We start from the raw sequence: 15,800 nt of genomic DNA on the forward strand, positions 1-15,800 counted from the left end.
TCCCGTTCCGTGCAACGAAATGCGCCCTCTGCCGGTGATTTGCTCTGCCGACTTTAGCAATGGCTCTGGCGATCTTTAGCGGAAACGGGGTTTTCGCTCGGCAAAGGCCGCATCAAGGGCTTCCAATTGACGAATGCTCGTTGCAGGGCTGCTTCCTGCTTCTAAGCTTCATGGTCGGCAGAAGCTGCCACGGAAACCAAAGGCGCTTCCAGGCTCCATGTTATGCCATGCGGACCGTGTTCGAGAATTCCCTGCCCACTGACCGCTGCGGGCGCAACCCGCTTCAGCACAACGGTTCCAAAGCCACCTTGTCCGACAGTCTGGACCTGCGGACCATCGGATTCGGCCCAGGTGAGGTGAAAGAGCCTCGAAGCACCGGAACCGGTGATGCCCCATGTGACCGAAATCCGGCCCTTGTCCCCTGAGAGCACGCCGTATTTGGCCGAGTTGGTCGCCAGTTCGTGGAAGGCAATCCCGAGATACTGAACTGCGTTGGGACTGAGCACCAATGATGGGCCCGACATTTCGATCACATCCCCCCGCGGGAAAGGCTCGACCTGGGCCGCCAAGAGGTCGCTGATCGTGGCACCCTTCCAATCCGCCGAAACAAGCAGGTCGTGAGATCGCGACAACGCCATGATGCGCTCGCGCACCTGGGTTTCAAAGTGTTTTGGCGTCTCCGATCGCTTGTTGGTCTCCCGGATCATCGACAGGATGACCGAATACTGGTTTTTCACCCGGTGGTTGACCTCGCGCATCAGCATGCGGATGCGGTATTCATTCTCCTTCGCCGACGTGATGTCTCGCGCTATCTTCGATGCGCCGGTGATCTGCCCGGTTGCGTTACGCACGGGCGATATCGTCAGCGAAACCGGAACCAGGCTGCCATCCTTGCGCAGGCGGGTCGTTTCGAATGGTTCGACGCGCTCGCCGCGGCGAATGCGTTGGAGGATGCGGGGTTCCTCGTCCTGATGGTCTTCGGGGATCAGCATGGTCACCGACCGGCCAATCGCTTCGTCGGCGGTATAGCCGAAAAGCCGTTCGGCGCCGTGGTTCCAGCTTTTTATGATGGTGTTGAGATCCTTGCTGACGATAGCGTCAAATGAGGATTCCACGATCGCTGACAGGTGCTGCCTGGTTTCTTCGGCACGCTGGCGGTCCGTCAGGTCCAGCAGCATGTTGACGGCGCCAATCAGAGCGCCGTGCTCGTCCCGCAGCGGTGTCGGGTAGGGCAGGAACGGAAAAAACGATCCATCGGGACGCTGCGCAACAGCTTGCTGATTGCGGACCGGCCTGTTCTCCTTGAGCGCGATGGCCATCGGGCATTCATCGTGCGGCAATTCCTTGCCGTCGGCACTGAACAGCTTGAACGTCACACACCATTTATCCTTGCCGACCTCAGGCTCCCTGCCTGCCAGATCGGCCGCGGCGCGGTTGTAGTAGGTGATCGTCCCATCCTGATCGGTCGTGTAGATGGCGACGGGTAGGCCGTCGAGTATCTGGTGATAGGTACTGTCATGCTGCCTGAGCTCCGAGCGGGTGTGCACCAAGTCGGTTACATCGACCGTGAAGCACCGGGTGTTGATCAGCTTGCCGTCCCGGAAATGTCCGCTTGAGGTGACTTCGACGTGCTTGATCGATCCATCGCTGGCCCTCAATCGCGCCGGATATCTTACGATCTTCTCGCCATTGGCAAGGCGACCCAAAATGTCCTCTATGACGTCCCGGTCGGGATAGAACTCGGCGATGTGGCAACCGAGGTAGTCCTCTGCGGGATAGCCGAGAAGGTCGAGCTCAGCCTGGTTGGCATGCACGATTACGCCGTCTGCGTTCACCAGATGGAGGGCAACGGCGCCGTTTTCGAAGAAATCCTTGTAATCGAAATCCAGACCGTCATTGCTGGACACCCCCGGGTTTTCGAAGGCGACAACATTCGCCTGTGTTGCTTCATGCATCCCAAACACCTTGTCCAGTCCAACCAAATATAATGCGGCTTGGATCAGTTGGTTCCCATTGCTCGCGGTCTCGACCCGCTGCGTACGGGAACCGGACCCTAAAAGGGTCGTAGCCTCGACTCGTCTTCCATCTACAAACGTGCGATCATCCGCGCATGGGCAAACCCTTGGTCCTTGTCGTCGACGACGAAGCCTTGATAGCACTGGATATGGAGTCCACTCTTTCGGAGGCGGGCTTTGCCGTGGCATTGGCGGCGACATGTTCCCAGGCGAAACGTTTTCTTGCGGACCATACCCCCGCCGCAGCGATCCTGGACGTAAGGCTGTCGGACGGCGAGGCTGTTGACGCGGCAAAAACCTTGGCAGGGCGGGCGGTTCCTTTCATCGTCTATTCCGGCCTGGGGCTCGAGGAAACCCCCGAAGCGTTCTCGTCCGGCGTAAGAGTGATGAAACCCGCCGGACCTGCAGAGGTGGTCCGGGCTCTCAAAGCGATGACCGCCGGGCAGCAGAAGGCGACGGGATAGCCGTGCTCTGAGCACCTTCGGTCTAAACTAGCCAGGCGCTGCCGGAGCAGCTGCCGTGCCTCACGGAGCAGCGAATTGCGGCCGGTGCCGATCAGGCGAACAAGGTCGCGCGCTTGATCCTCGGTGATGCCGGTCTCTTTGGCAGTTGACAGCACCAGTGCTTCATTCCCTTCCACTTTCTTAGGGTTGTGCTCGTCCTTGCCCGTGCTGATCATGCCTTCTCCATCGGCTCAACGCCAGGATCTGAGACTCATTCTTCGACGCACGGTCAACCTCGCTGTGCCGCGTTTGAGCGACAGAGATAGCGGCTCAATTATTGCGTTGCCAGAAACGATCCTGGCAACAGCCAAGTGGCCGGGTCCGTTCGTACGATAAAGCGCCCGCGCAGGGACGGCGCCAGCATGGGCCAGATCGACCAGACAGATTGACCGGTCCTATGCCTCTCCGAAATCGGTTTCGTTTCTTGACGTCGGTTGCCGCTCGTAGTCAACGGGCGGCGGCAGGAGCATGATTTCGGTCTCCTTGCGGCCGAACTCTCTGCCGATCTGGAACGCTGCATAGATCGCGCCAAGGCGGATAAGGAATCTAAGCATGGGGGGTCTCCTTCGACGTTAGGAACCGCAAGGCCGCGAGATTGTTCCATGGCTTGCGAGTGGGGGACGATCTTGCCGTCTCACCAGGCATTCCAGCGCCGGCGCGGCAATCTGAGACATGGCGGTGCGGCTAGGCTGTTGCGGCCGTTGCCTGGGCCGGGATCCGTTTTCGAGGGGCCGGACGGCGTCGATCGCGGCGTTTCGAAACGACTTTGAGGGGAACGGCCGGCGCTGGAGAAAGTGCGCCAAGCACAGCGTTGACCATGCCGTGGGCTACGAAATCGGCACTGATGTCGGCGGCCAAAGCTTGCCTTTCTTGCCCGACATCGCCCTGCTCCGCGTCTGACCAGAACACAATCCCAATTCTCAAACCTGCCTTGGCGCGCTTCAGTCTCCGGACCAGAAAGCGGGCATGCTTGAGCGAATCCCGGTTCAGGAAACCGACCACGACGGTGTCGATCGCCTCTAGTTCGAGACGACGAATACCTGCCGGCTCCATATCGGCAAAACTGGCCTTCGCCACCGTAGCACCTTGCACCTCCAGCACCTGAGCGAGCATGGCGGCAGCGGCATCGTCGAGTTCGCCGCGACCGCCGGCACAAAGCACCGACATGTCCTTGCCGTCGGGCAGCTCGATCTCTTCCTCTTCGACGCCATCTGTTTCCCTGCTCGCGCTCCCTTCCGCGGTGGTTGTCGGCGCATCTTCCTCGCTTGCCTCTTCCTGTGCATCGTCGGCAAGATTTGCCACAAGAATTTGGGCGCTCGCCGCCACCTGCCTTCGCTGTTGATCGCCCATCACGCCACGCATGCGGTCCTGCTCGCCCAACAGGAGAGCAGGAATGGCGACAGTGTCGTAGAAATCGATCAGGTACTTCTCCTCGAGGATCTCCTCGGCATGGTCAGTGGCCTCGTCGGGATCGCCGGCCAGGAGCCGTTGATAGAGCCGGGCGTGAGATTCAAGGACGGGCTCGTTGCCAAACAGGACGTCGAGAAATTCGAACTGCGGAACATGTCGCCCGAGGACGACGAGGCAAACTGTCAGCGGCGTCGAAAGGACCAGGCCGAGCGGCCCCCACAACCATGTCCAGAAAATTGCCGCAACGATGATTGCCAAAGGAGAAAGTCCCGTGCGCGAGCCGTAGAGCCACGGTTCGATGACGTTGCCGGTTACCAATTCCATGACGACAAACAGTGCGGCGGTCCACAGCACCAGCGACCAGCCGGGCGCAACCGCCAAGGCCAGAAACAAGGGCAGCAGCATGCCGATAACAGGGCCGATATAGGGAACGAAGCGCAGCGCCAGTGCCAGCAACCCCCACAGCAGCGCGTTGGGAATGCCGAGCACCCAAAGGCCAATTGCGATTGGTATCGCGTAGACGATGTTGACCACCAATTGCATGATCAGATAACGGCCAACCCGTTTGCCGGCATCCTGCAATGCCTGCGTTGTGCGATGGAGGTCGCCATAGCCGACGAGGCGGATAAACCGGTCGCGCAGATCCTCGCGCTCAAGCAACATGAAGATGACGACGATGATGATCAGGCCAGCTGATGCCAGCGGGCTGATCAACGGTCCGATGATGTTCTGCAATACCTCCAGAGGTCTCTCGCGGGCGACGATCTCGACGGGAACAGGCTCGCGCCGGGGCTTGTCGGCCGCAGGCGGCGCCACATCCTGCTTGTCGATCTCCTGACCGACACGCTCGATCACCCCGCTCAGCCTGGCAATTATGCCGCCACCAACGCCCGTCTCCTTGAGGGAACGTACCTTGGTCAGAATGTTTGTCTGGTAGACGGAAATGTTCTGAGCAAGCTCGCTTACCTGGGTCGCAACAATGAAGCTGAACAGGCCCAGGGCCGCGAATGCGCCAATCACGCTCAGAAGCACTGCGGGCAGCCGAGGCAAGCCGACACGCTTCAGTGCGGAGACCATCGGCACCAGAGCAAAGGTCAAAAGCAGCGCGATGGCAATGGGAAGGAACACCTCACGACCGAAATACAGCGCAGCTACTGTCGTGACGATGGTTGCCACGGTAGGCAGAGCTGTGCGCGAATGGGCATTGCCTGCCGCAAGAATCCGTCCTAGCCCCCGCTCGGACGATGAGATGTCGTTTCGACGATTGGCAGCCACGTGATTCCCCCCGTTTCCTAGCGATAGTTAGACCCATTCGCCTGCCGGGCAATGTTTAGCAGGGCCGAATACATACGTTTTGCGGTTTTGCGCCCTGGGCGCTGTGCTCCGACGGTTCAGTCGATATCGTCGGAGCCGCAAATCTGTGGTAAAGCCGCCGCCCAACTAACCAAAGGACGACATCTGTGAGCGAACCGACTGTGGCCGAAGCGACCGAAAGTATCTATGCCTCGCTGCGGGCGGACAATGCCGACATCGACGCCCATATCGCGACGCTCAAGGCAGCGCTGACACGAGAGGGCGCAAAACAGGCGGTGTTCGATCCGGCAAAATTGGCGCAGAACAACCGCTCGGGCCGTAAGTTGATGCAGGCTTATTTTCGCCAGCGCGGCGTGAGCGTGAGGTTTTCGGACCAGTAGCGCGCGGCAGCTTGGGGGAACCGCGCCTCGACGGACGGTCCGTATCTCGCTCGCTCCGCCCTGCGGCGGACTTTCGTCAATCGTAGGCGAATGGCCGCATCGCCCTGCCCAGGTCGGTGTCGCCCCCTACCCCTGCAGCTCTTGACGGAAACCGGTGCCTCCTGTTTGAGGGTGACCAGGACGTTTGCTGCATGGGGAGATGGGCAAGGGTGGGCAAACAGTGAAGCGCGTTCTTCGGATGCTTGCCGCGGCGATCATCGCGTCCGGGGCGACCGGCTGCACGAGCATTTCCTACTACGCGCAGTCGTTGCAGGGTCACGCGCAGATCATGGCCGCCCGCAAAAATATTGCAAAACTCATCCGTGATCCTTCGACGCCTGAAGCATTGCGCGCCAAATTGACGTCGGCCAGCGCCATAAGACGGTTTGGGGCAGATGAGCTGGCACTGCCCGAAAACAACAGCTACCGCAGCTATGTCGACATCCATCGCGATGCCGTGACCTGGGCCGTTTTTGCCGCGCCGCAATTCTCGCTTGCGCCACGAACATGGTGCTTTCCGGTCTTCGGCTGCGTTCCATACCGGGGTTATTTCTCCCGGAAATCCGCGACTGAGAACGCAGTCGAACTTCAAAGACAGGGGCTGGACGTCTATGTCTCGGGCGTCACCGCCTATTCCACGCTTGGCTGGTCGAGTGACCCGCTACTGAGCACCATGCTGCGTCAGGACGACACCTATCTCGCCAGCCTTGTTTTTCATGAGCTGGCGCATCAGCGCCTCTATGTGGATGGCGATTCCGCATTCAACGAGGCGTTCGCCGTTGCCGTCGAAACCAGCGGCGTCAGGAAATGGCTCCGCGCCGCCGGCGACCGGGCCGGATTGCGCCGCTACGAAGCCGATCGCAAGCGCAGCGCCGATTTTCTTGGACTGGTGGCGAAGACGCGCGACGAGCTAAGGCAGGTCTATGGTAGTCCCCGCACCCCGGAAAAGATGGCGACTGCAAAGAAAGCCGCGATCGAGAGGATGCGGGCGCGCTACCGGCAGATGCGCGACAGGCACTGGGCGGGATACCGGGGATACGACGCCTGGTTCGCTGCCCCGATAAACAACGCCAAGCTCGCGGCAACTTCTGTCTACGGTGAACAGGTTCCGGCCTTTCTTCGCTTGTTCGACCTGTGTTCGGGCAACTATCCAAGGTTTTACGCTTCTGTCCGGCGGATCGCGGATTTGCCCAAATCGTCCCGCGCCGAAGCGCTCAAGGCTGCTGACACGTGCAATTGACTTGAACAAGCACAGGCAGGTCCTGACGATCACCCCAGCGACAGTTCCTTCGTCTGGTGTCTCAAAACGAGGCCGACCGCGCCCAGCAAGGCATCGTTCTCGGTGTGCTTGCCAACGATGATGCGCGTGCGCAGGGCGGGAGCGATATCGCGGGACTTGATCAGCGTATGGCGTTCATAGGACGCGATCAGCGGCGTCAACAGAATGTCCCCTGCCAAAGCCATGTGGCCGCCGATGATGATAAGCGGCGGATTGAGCACCGAGCCGATCAGGCCGAGACCCCGGCCGGCGATCTCGGCGGTATCCTCGATCATCCGCAACGCCCTGACGTCGCCCTGCTCGGCCATGGCGATGACATCGTCCATGGTGACTTGCCGCCCAACGACACGCGAAATCTGTTCCAGCGGCCGGGTAAAACTCGCGTAGAGCTCCAGGCATCCGCGATTGCCGCAGCGGCAAAGGTCGCCGCCGGGATCGATGCTGATGTGCCCGAATTCGCCGGCGCCGCCGGCGACGCCCGTCACCAGCCGGCCATGCTGGACAATGGCGCCGCCGACACCCAGATCGATCTTGAACAGCACGAAATCGTCCTGGCCGACGGCCGCACCCCACATCAGCTCGGCAATGGCCGCGCAGTTGCTCTCATTGTCGGCGAAGATCGGCTGTTCCAGGACGGGTCCGAACACATCTCGTATGTTGACGCCGGCCCATGTTGGAACCATGCTTGCGCGCAGCACCACTCCATCGCGGCTGACAGGGCCGGAGACGGAGACACCAACCCCCAGGAGCCCCGCCATCGGCAGACCATTTTCCCTGTAGGATTGGGCAATCGCCGATTTGACCGCCTGGGCCGCCTGTTGCGGCTGGTAGTCCAGCGCCATTGGAATATTTTGTTCGGCAATGACGGAATGCGAGACATCGGCGACGATGAGCCGTATCTGCTGAAGAGCCAGGTGAATGCCGACGCAGGTGCCCGCTGTCGGATTGAGCGTCACCGCCGCGGCTGGCCTGCCGATGCCTCTGATGCCGTCGCGGCTGGTCGGGGCTTCGATCACCATTCCAGACTTTTTCAAGCCGTTAAGCGCGGTTGACACCGTCGAGCGCGCCAGACCGGTGGCGCGTGCGATCTGCAACGCCGAGAGTGCGCCGCGCTCGCTCAGGCAGCGCACGATCATGCTCTCCGGCGACGCGGAGGGTCTGTCGATCAGCCAGGTTCTAAGCGAAGGTTTTGTCATGGCTCAACATAAACATCGTTGACTGATAGCTCCAATATGTCATCTTGGAAAGAACTCGAGATTGACGCATCTCGCCGGCGGCGGCTTCAAACCGCGGCCATAAGCGGTCGAGACGAACCGTGCAACACGATATGGGAGTGAAACGATGAAGTCCGTCATGACCGCGTTTGCGGCCGCTGCTGCGTGCACATTTTTCGCCGGAACAGCCTTCGCCGAGCCCAAGACCAACCTTTTGCACCAATGGGCGACCGGATCGGACGCCCAGGCGATCGCCAAGCTCGGCGAGATGTTCACGGCCAAGGGCGGCAAATGGGAACAGACCTCGATTGCCGGCCACACCGCCAATACGCTGGCCAAGCTGCGCGCCGACGTGATCGCCGGCAACGCCCCGCCTGCCGTGCAGCTCAAAGGCCCTGAGATCGCCGAATGGAACGAGACCGGCATGACCGCCGATCTCGACGAGTTGGCGGCCTCGGAAGGGTGGGAGAAAGTGGTGGCGCCGGAATTGCTTCCGGTGATGAAGCCGACCGGCAAATGGGTCGCCGCGCCCATGAACATCCACCGCATCAACTGGCTCTGGGCCTCGCCCAAGGTCATGAAGGCGGCCGGCGTGGCGGAAATGCCGAAGACCTGGGCCGAGTTCAATGCGGCCTGCGACAAGATCGTCGCCACAGGCAAGATCTGCATCTCGCATTCGACCGCCGACTGGACGGATTCGACGGTGTTCGAGGTCGTGCTCTACGGCCAGGACATCGATCTCTACCGCAAGGCCTTCGTCGAAGGCGATGTCGAGTCCATGCGCAGCCCGGGGATGGTCAAGGCCTTCACGCAGATGCGCCTAATGACGAGCAAGTACATGGATCCGGGCATGGTCGGCCGCGACTGGGATTCGATGTCGGCGCTCGTCGGCAAGGGCGACGCGGCGTTCCACATCATGGGCGACTGGACGATCGGCCTTTTGACCGCCGCTAGCTTCAAGGAAGGCACCGACTATGTCTGCGCCCAGGCGCCGACCGATTGGGGCAAACCCGGCTTCATCCTCAACTCGGACTCGGTCGTGTTCTTCAAGCAGAAGGACCAGGATTATATCGACGGCCAGAAGCTGCTGGCCAGCCTGATCCTGTCGCCCGACTTCCAGACGGTCTTCAACCAGGCCAAGGGCTCGATCCCCGCACGCCTGGATATCGATCTGTCGAAGGGCTTCAATCCGTGCCAGCAGCTCTCGCAGAAGGATCTGCAGGCTTCGATCAAGGAGGGCACGCTGGTCCGCTCGATGGCGCACAACATGACCATCCCGCAGAAGATGCGCGGCGCGATCATGGACTCCATTACCGAGTTCGTGGCCACGCCGGACATGTCGCCCGAGGATGGCGCCAATGCAATGGCCGACGCGGCGGAAGCACAGAAATAGACGGGAATGGCCGGGCGCGATGCCTATCCGCCCGGCCGTCCTCCCTTTCAGTCCCGTGCTCTGCCAATGCTGTACTCTGAATGTCAAATCACGACCTGATCCTGTCGGTACCGACGCCCGCCCGCCCCTGGCGCGAGCGGCTGGGCTCCGCGATGCCCTTGCTCGTGCTCGGCCCCTCACTTGTGGCGAGCTTCGTCTACGTCTTCGTGTTCACCGGCTGGACGCTCTATATCTCGCTGTCCAACTCCTCGCTGCTGCCGACCTACGGCTTCGTCGGCCTGGACAACTACGCGTCGCTGTGGGCGAACCGGCGCTGGAACATCGCCTACAACAACCTGTTTTTCTTCAGCGCTTTCTACATCGTCGGCTCGATGGCCGTGGGACTACTGCTGGCGATCCTGATCGACCAGCGCGTGCGCGGCGAAGCGGCATGGCGCACGATCTTCCTCTATCCGCTGGCCGTCTCCTTCATCGTCACCGGCACGGTCTGGAGCTGGCTCTACAATCCGACCGACGGCATCCAGGCCATGGTGCGCGGTTTCGGCTGGACGAGCTTCAGTTTCGCACTGGCCAGCGACCGGCACTATGCGATCTACGCGGTGATCATCACCGGCGTCTGGCAGGCCTCGGGCTTTGCCATGGCGCTGTTCCTGGCCGGCCTGCGCTCGGTGGATCAGGACCTCGTCAAGGCCGCGCAGATCGACGGCGCATCGACGTTCCGCATCTATCGCAAGGTGCTTCTGCCAACCATTGCGCCGATCTTCCTGGCGGTCGCCGTCATCCAGATCCAGTTCGCCATCAAGACCTTCGACCTCGTGGCGGCCCTCACCAAAGGCGGCCCGGGGATCTCGACCACCTTCCCCGCCATCTACGTCTATGACCTGATGTTCCAACGCGGCCAGATCGGCGAAGGTGCGGCCGCCGCCATCATGATGCTTGCCGCTGTTGCCGTGGTGCTGGTGCCCTATTCATTCTGGGTGGTCTGGCGCCGGCGCAAGGAAGCCGGCCATGGCTGACGTCTCCCTGGACCAGTCGCTCGACCGTCGCGCTGCCGCAGTCGCGTCGCGCCGGCATTTTCTCACCCGCTTCGCCATCTATGGGCTGCTGGTCGTCTTCGCGGCGATCTACCTGGTCCCGTTGCTGGTGGTGGTGCTGAATTCATTCCGCGACCAGCAGGAGATCGCGCGCAACGGGTTGATCTCGCTGCCGCGCAGCTTCCGCCTCGATGCCTGGGGCCAGGCCTGGAGCACCTATTGCATCGGCGGCACCTGCGAGGGCATGCAGCGCAACTTCTACAACTCCCTGAAGATGACGATCCCGGCCACGATCATCTCGACGGCGGTCGGCGCGATGAACGGTTACATCCTGTCGAAATGGCGCTTCAGAGGTTCGGAAGCTTTGTTCACCTGCATGCTGCTCGGCGTCTTCATTCCGGGCCAGATTTCGTTGATGCCGTGGGCGTTCATCCTCGGCAATCTCGGCCTCAGCAATTCGGTCTACGGGCTCGTCCTCATCCACGTTATCCAGGGCATTTCGTTCACCACTTTGTTTTGCCGCAACTACTACGTCAGCATCCCCGACGACCTGATCAAGGCGGCGCGCATCGACGGCGCCGGCTTCTGGCGCATCTTCCGCAAGATCATTCTGCCGCTCTCCTCACCGATCCTGATCGTCACGGTGATCTGGCAGTTCACCGGCATCTGGAACGAATATCTGTTCGGCGTCGTCTTCACCTCCGGGCAGCAACAGCCGATCACGGCAGCGCTCGTCGCGCTGACGGCAAGCGGCACCAATGTGCGCGCCTACGATGTCATGAGCGCCGCCGTGCTGATCGGCGCGCTGCCGCCGCTGCTGATCTATCTCTTCGGCGGCAAGTATTTTGTGCGAGGCCTGACGCAAGGTGCCATCAAATGAGGCGCGATCAAGTGAAGGGCACTGCATGTCGACATTGATCATCCGATCGCTGCGCAAGAACTTCGGCGCGGTCGAGGTGCTGAAGGGCATCGATCTCGAAGCGCGGAACGGCGAGTTCATCGCGCTGGTCGGACCGTCCGGCTGCGGCAAGTCCACTCTGCTGGCGATGATCGCCGGGCTCGAATCCGTTACCTCCGGCGAGATCCGCATCGACGGGCGGCTGGTCAATTCGGTGGCGCCGAAGGACCGCGACATCGCCATGGTGTTCCAGTCCTATGCCCTGTACCCGACGATGACGGTGCGCGAGAACATCACCTTCGGCATGGAAAGCCGCCGCGTCCCGAAGCCGCAGCAGGACGAGGCCGTCAAGCGGGTTGCCGCCTTCCTGCAGATCGAACCGCTGCTAGGGCGCAAGCCCGGACAGCTTTCGGGCGGCCAGCGCCAGCGCGTCGCCATGGGCCGGGCGCTGGTGCGCGATCCCAAACTGTTCCTGTTCGACGAGCCGCTCTCCAATCTCGATGCCAAGCTGCGCGTCGACATGCGCACCGAAATCAAGAAGCTGCATCACCGCGTCGGCAAGACCACCGTCTACGTCACCCACGACCAGGTCGAGGCGATGACGCTGGCGTCGCGCATCGCCGTGATGCATCAGGGCGAGGTCCAGCAATTCGACGATCCCGCCACGATCTACAATCGTCCGGCCAACATGTTCGTCGCCGGCTTCATGGGGTCGCCGGCGATGAATTTTTTGGCCGCCGAACTGAGCCAGGAAGGCGGTCGCCGCACTGTTGTCCTGCAGACCGCCGACGGCAAGACGGCCAGCCTGCCGATCGTCCAGGCGCTCCCATCCGACACGCCGCGACAGCTCGTGCTCGGCATCCGTCCCGAGCACATCTACCGCTTCGATCCCGACCTTGCGCGCCGCAAGCCGGGCATCGCGCAGATCAATGCAGTGGTCGAACTGGTCGAGCCGACAGGCGCGGAGACCATGGCCGTCCTGCGCCTGGGCGGCAAGGAGATCACCGGCCGTTTCGACCCCGACGGCACGCCGCTTATGGGCGAGACGGTGACGCTCGGCATCGACATGGCGCGTGCCTGCCTGTTCGACCCGACGACCCAACGCCTGATCTGATCTGACCCGATCTGACCGAAGCTTGATCTGAAAAGAGTTCCGCCTTGTCCTTCGCCACCTATCCGAGCCTGTCCGAGCGTGTCGTGCTGATCACCGGCGGTGCGTCGGGCATCGGCGCCGACACGGTCCGCGCCTTCGCCGCCAATGGCGCACGAGTGGCGTTTCTTGATCTGCAGCAGGAGGCCGGCGAGGCGCTCGCGCGGGAACTCGCCGCCGCGGCAGCGCACGCGCCCCTGTTCCTGCGCTGCGATGTGACCGATATCCCCGCCCTCCAGGCCGCGATCGGCACGGTGCGCGACCGCCTAGGGCCTGTCGCGGTGCTGGTCAACAACGCCGCCGATGACAATCGCCAGCCGGTCGCCGACGTGACCCAGGCGACATGGGACCATGCCCAGGATGTGAACCTCAGGCACCACTTCTTTGCCGCTCAGGCCGTGCATCCGCACATGAAGGAAGTGGGCTTTGGTTCGATCGTCAATTTTTCCTCGATCGCCTGGCGTTTCGGCGCGTCAGAGATGGCCCCCTATGCGGCGGCCAAGGCTGCGGTGGTCGGGCTGACCTTCGCGCTGGCGCGGGCGTTTGGCCCCGACAACATCCGCGTCAACGCCATCGAGCCGGGCGCCGTCATCACCGACCGGCAGCGGGAGCTTTGGTACAAGACCGAAGGTTCGGTCGACCAGGTCGTGCAGCGCCAGGTGATCCGCAAGGTTCTGCTCGGCGAGGAGATCGCGCGCACGGTGCTGTTCCTCGCCGCCGACGACAGCCGCATGATCACCAAGCAGTCGATCACCGTGGATGCCGGCCTGCGATGACCACACCTGACTCAAAGGATCGCTTCATGCTCGAGGTCGGCCTGAACCCCTACGGCCTGACCTATCATCTCGGCCTCCAGGGCCGCGGCACGCCACGCGCCAATCCGCAGCCAGCGGGGCTCGAAGGTTTCATCGCGCTCGCGACCGAACTCGGCGCGCGCGTGCTGGAGATCTGGGTGCCATGGCTGAGCGAGCTTTCCGACGACGCGGTGATCGCGCTGCGCGAACGGCTCGCCGGCCTTGGCATCACGCCGGTCGTCAGCGGCGGCCTGCTGGTGGGCGAACCGCTCGACGATACGTTTCGGGCCGCGCGCCTGCTCAAGGCCAAAATCATCCGGACGGCGCTGACGCCCATTCTCTGCGGAGACCGCAACGCCGCCCGCGAAAAATGGAGCGAGTACGTCGGCATCATTCGAGAGCGATTGGTGGAATGGGGTCCCCGCGCGAATGCCGAAGGGTATGTCCTTGCGATCGAAAACCACCAGGACTTCACCAGCCGGGAACTCGTCGATTTCTGCGCCCTCGGTGGTGACAGTGTGGGCGTCACCTTCGACACCGGCAACACGTTCCCGGTCGGCGAAGCGCCGCTCGATTTTACGAAGGTGATCGCCCCCTATGTCCGCCATGTCCACCTCAAGGATTACCGCGTGCAGTTCACGACCGAAGGCTATCGGCTGATCCGTTGTGCCATCGGCGATGGTGCGGTGCCGTTTGCCGAGCTGTTCGCCATTCTTGGCCAACACCACGATCGCATGACCGCCGTTCTCGAACCGGGCGCCTTGGAGGCCCGGCATGTCCGCTATCTCAGCGACGACTGGTGGCGCGGCTATCCGCAGAAGACGGCACGCGAATTTGCCGCCTGCCTGGCGGCCGCGCAGCGCAACCGGCTGCCCGACGATGCCGACTACCGCACGCCTTGGGAGCGCGAAGCCGACGTCTCACTGGTTTCCTATGAGCTCGACATGATCCGGCGCAGCGCCGCCAACATGCGCAAATTTGGTTTGATGGAGAAGATCTGATGACGGCACGTGAACTCGATGGATTGACCGCCTTCGTCACCGGCTCCGGCCGCGGCCTCGGCCGCGTGATGGCCGAGCGCCTGGCCGAACTCGGCGCCAATGTCGCAATCCACGACATGAACGAGGAAGCGCCGGCCAAATATGGCGAGTTCGCCAATCTCGGCGAAGTGGTCGAGCGCCTGAAGCGGCATGGGACGAAGGTCACGTCGGTGACCGGCAACATTGGCGACCAGAAGGCGGTGGCCGAGATGAAGCGCAGGATCGAGGCCGATCTCGGTGACGTGCATGTGCTGGTCAATTGTGCCGGCGGCGACATCGGCGCCAAGGGCGGCAAGCCGAACCCGAACAACGCCCTCGACATCGAACTGGACGACATCCGCGTGCTCACCGAGAACAATCTGATCGGCACGATGCTGGTCTGCCAGGCCTTCGTGCCGCCGATGAAGCAGCGCGGCGGCGGCTCCGTCATCAACATCGCCTCCGCGGCGGCACATCTCGGCTGCTCGCCCGAGGTCGTTTACTCCACCTTGAAGGCCGCGGTCGTGCATTACACGCGCTGTCTCGCCAAGGAACTGATCGACGACGGCGTGCGCATCAACGCGGTCAGCCCAGGCGCCACGAAGACGGCACGCTTCCAGGCGACCCGCACGGTCGATCCGGAGCGCATGGATTCCAGCAAGAAGTCGCTGAACCGCTATGCCGAGCCGGAGGAGATCGCCGAGGCGGTGGCCTTTCTAGCCGGCCCCCGCGCACGATTTATCAATGGGCAGGTGCTCCGCGTCGATGGCGGGTTTACGATCTTTCCGGGGTGATGGCGGGGTGCCTCGGATTTCAATTTCGGGGCCGAAAGCGGAAGTGCCGTTTTCGGGATTCCTGGGTTAAATTGCCCCCTCACGCCTCAAGCTTTTCGCAGCGTCAAAACGGCTGTGGAGGGATTGGCAGGCTATACCGCTGACGAAGCGCACATGTGACGCACCGAGGATAAGTAACCCCGCTTGGTCACGAGGGCGCTGCCGACCGGTTGGTCGAAACTGGCGCTGGTACTCGCTATTCACGAAATTGCCGATCACCCTGACGAGGTCCACTAAGGAATGGTGAACGTCATTTCTGAAGTCGCAAGCAACTCGGCCGCCCTACTCCATTGAGGTCAGCCATGCCTTCGCGGAGCCGACGCAATCTCTGCTGGAGCCTGCATGCTTCTTCAGGCGCAAGCGCTGTGTCTCAGTGCGGCATGAATCCTTTTCTCAGCCAAGCCAATATCTTGCTCCCATTGAGGACCCTGCGGACACGTCCGGCGGCCCAGCCAGCCTGCATGGTGGCGCCGGTGTGGCAACTGCAGACGATCTCATGCAACTGCCAATCGGAGAGTTCGAAGA

General features: G+C 62.0%; 14 protein-coding genes. 10 read left to right on the top strand and 4 right to left on the bottom strand.

Going from position 1 to position 15,800, the window contains the following annotated elements; all coding sequences use genetic code 11:
- Window positions 1–161: 161 nt before the first annotated feature.
- On the bottom strand, window positions 162–1,955 hold the full coding sequence (locus tag NKJ64_RS18305; protein WP_023683170.1) for a PAS domain S-box protein: 1,794 nt from the start codon (window positions 1,953–1,955) through the stop codon (window positions 162–164).
- A gap of 155 nt (window positions 1,956–2,110) precedes the next feature.
- Here NKJ64_RS18305 and NKJ64_RS18310 point away from each other — a divergent pair, with 155 nt between their 5' ends.
- Window positions 2,111–2,479, top strand: a complete 369-nt coding sequence (locus NKJ64_RS18310; protein ID WP_023671108.1) for a response regulator — start codon at window positions 2,111–2,113, stop codon at window positions 2,477–2,479.
- Window positions 2,480–2,913: 434 nt separating this feature from the next.
- Here the strand turns inward: NKJ64_RS18310 and NKJ64_RS18315 are convergent, their stop codons facing one another.
- Both NKJ64_RS18315 and NKJ64_RS18320 read right to left on the bottom strand, forming a co-directional pair.
- Complete coding sequence (locus tag NKJ64_RS18315) at window positions 2,914–3,072, bottom strand: hypothetical protein (protein WP_023671107.1); 159 nt, start codon at window positions 3,070–3,072, stop codon at window positions 2,914–2,916.
- A 130-nt stretch (window positions 3,073–3,202) separates the two neighbouring features.
- Complete coding sequence (locus tag NKJ64_RS18320; protein ID WP_352463098.1) at window positions 3,203–5,203, bottom strand: AI-2E family transporter; 2,001 nt, start codon at window positions 5,201–5,203, stop codon at window positions 3,203–3,205.
- Between the two features lie 185 nt (window positions 5,204–5,388).
- Here NKJ64_RS18320 and NKJ64_RS18325 point away from each other — a divergent pair, with 185 nt between their 5' ends.
- Window positions 5,389–5,622 carry a hypothetical protein gene (locus NKJ64_RS18325; protein ID WP_023671105.1) on the top strand — a complete coding sequence of 78 codons (234 nt, stop codon included), beginning with the start codon at window positions 5,389–5,391 and terminating at the stop codon, window positions 5,620–5,622.
- 238 nt (window positions 5,623–5,860) lie between these two features.
- Complete coding sequence (locus NKJ64_RS18330; RefSeq protein ID WP_502902876.1) at window positions 5,861–6,901, top strand: aminopeptidase; 1,041 nt, start codon at window positions 5,861–5,863, stop codon at window positions 6,899–6,901.
- Between the two features lie 29 nt (window positions 6,902–6,930).
- Here the strand turns inward: NKJ64_RS18330 and NKJ64_RS18335 are convergent, their stop codons facing one another.
- Window positions 6,931–8,136: an ROK family transcriptional regulator gene (locus NKJ64_RS18335; protein ID WP_023683166.1), complete on the bottom strand. Its 1,206-nt coding sequence runs from the start codon at window positions 8,134–8,136 to the stop codon at window positions 6,931–6,933.
- A 145-nt stretch (window positions 8,137–8,281) separates the two neighbouring features.
- On the opposite strand from NKJ64_RS18335, the gene NKJ64_RS18340 reads away from it, so the two are divergent.
- The 7 genes from NKJ64_RS18340 to NKJ64_RS18370 all read left to right on the top strand — a co-directional run bounded on the left by NKJ64_RS18340 (window position 8,282) and on the right by NKJ64_RS18370 (window position 15,236).
- Window positions 8,282–9,547: an ABC transporter substrate-binding protein gene (locus NKJ64_RS18340; protein WP_352463100.1), complete on the top strand. Its 1,266-nt coding sequence runs from the start codon at window positions 8,282–8,284 to the stop codon at window positions 9,545–9,547.
- An 80-nt stretch (window positions 9,548–9,627) separates the two neighbouring features.
- On the top strand, window positions 9,628–10,563 hold the full coding sequence (locus NKJ64_RS18345; protein WP_023704068.1) for a carbohydrate ABC transporter permease: 936 nt from the start codon (window positions 9,628–9,630) through the stop codon (window positions 10,561–10,563).
- On the top strand, window positions 10,556–11,461 hold the full coding sequence (locus NKJ64_RS18350; RefSeq protein WP_023671100.1) for a carbohydrate ABC transporter permease: 906 nt from the start codon (window positions 10,556–10,558) through the stop codon (window positions 11,459–11,461). Before NKJ64_RS18345 ends, NKJ64_RS18350 begins: the two co-directional genes overlap by 8 nt.
- 25 nt (window positions 11,462–11,486) lie before the next feature.
- Entirely contained in the window at window positions 11,487–12,593 is a 1,107-nt protein-coding gene (locus NKJ64_RS18355; protein WP_352463101.1) for an ABC transporter ATP-binding protein, read from the top strand.
- Between the two features lie 44 nt (window positions 12,594–12,637).
- Window positions 12,638–13,405, top strand: a complete 768-nt coding sequence (locus NKJ64_RS18360; protein ID WP_023710876.1) for an SDR family NAD(P)-dependent oxidoreductase — start codon at window positions 12,638–12,640, stop codon at window positions 13,403–13,405.
- Window positions 13,406–13,431: 26 nt separating this feature from the next.
- A complete protein-coding gene (locus tag NKJ64_RS18365; RefSeq protein ID WP_352463102.1) occupies window positions 13,432–14,424 on the top strand; it encodes a sugar phosphate isomerase/epimerase family protein in 993 nt (330 codons plus the stop codon).
- Window positions 14,424–15,236 carry an SDR family NAD(P)-dependent oxidoreductase gene (locus tag NKJ64_RS18370; protein ID WP_023828266.1) on the top strand — a complete coding sequence of 271 codons (813 nt, stop codon included), beginning with the start codon at window positions 14,424–14,426 and terminating at the stop codon, window positions 15,234–15,236. The genes NKJ64_RS18365 and NKJ64_RS18370 overlap by 1 nt, the downstream gene beginning before the upstream one ends.
- Window positions 15,237–15,800: the final 564 nt, after the last annotated feature.

Origin of the sequence: Mesorhizobium sp. M0062 (assembly GCF_040323125.1) — a bacterium.
In the GTDB taxonomy this organism is placed as follows: domain Bacteria; phylum Pseudomonadota; class Alphaproteobacteria; order Rhizobiales; family Rhizobiaceae; genus Mesorhizobium.

Excerpts from the sequence above, each read along its gene's own strand:
- NKJ64_RS18305 (WP_023683170.1), bottom strand. The coding sequence starts at position 1,955 with ATGCATGAAGCAACACAGGCGAATGTTGTCGCCTTCGAAAACCCGGGG.
- NKJ64_RS18310 (WP_023671108.1), top strand. The coding sequence starts at position 2,111 with ATGGGCAAACCCTTGGTCCTTGTCGTCGACGACGAAGCCTTGATAGCA.
- NKJ64_RS18315 (WP_023671107.1), bottom strand. The coding sequence starts at position 3,072 with ATGCTTAGATTCCTTATCCGCCTTGGCGCGATCTATGCAGCGTTCCAG.
- NKJ64_RS18330 (WP_502902876.1), top strand. The coding sequence starts at position 5,861 with ATGCTTGCCGCGGCGATCATCGCGTCCGGGGCGACCGGCTGCACGAGC.
- NKJ64_RS18335 (WP_023683166.1), bottom strand. The coding sequence starts at position 8,136 with ATGACAAAACCTTCGCTTAGAACCTGGCTGATCGACAGACCCTCCGCG.
- NKJ64_RS18340 (WP_352463100.1), top strand. The coding sequence starts at position 8,282 with ATGAAGTCCGTCATGACCGCGTTTGCGGCCGCTGCTGCGTGCACATTT.
- NKJ64_RS18345 (WP_023704068.1), top strand. The coding sequence starts at position 9,628 with ATGTCAAATCACGACCTGATCCTGTCGGTACCGACGCCCGCCCGCCCC.
- NKJ64_RS18350 (WP_023671100.1), top strand. The coding sequence starts at position 10,556 with ATGGCTGACGTCTCCCTGGACCAGTCGCTCGACCGTCGCGCTGCCGCA.
- NKJ64_RS18355 (WP_352463101.1), top strand. The coding sequence starts at position 11,487 with ATGTCGACATTGATCATCCGATCGCTGCGCAAGAACTTCGGCGCGGTC.
- NKJ64_RS18365 (WP_352463102.1), top strand. The coding sequence starts at position 13,432 with ATGCTCGAGGTCGGCCTGAACCCCTACGGCCTGACCTATCATCTCGGC.
- NKJ64_RS18370 (WP_023828266.1), top strand. The coding sequence starts at position 14,424 with ATGACGGCACGTGAACTCGATGGATTGACCGCCTTCGTCACCGGCTCC.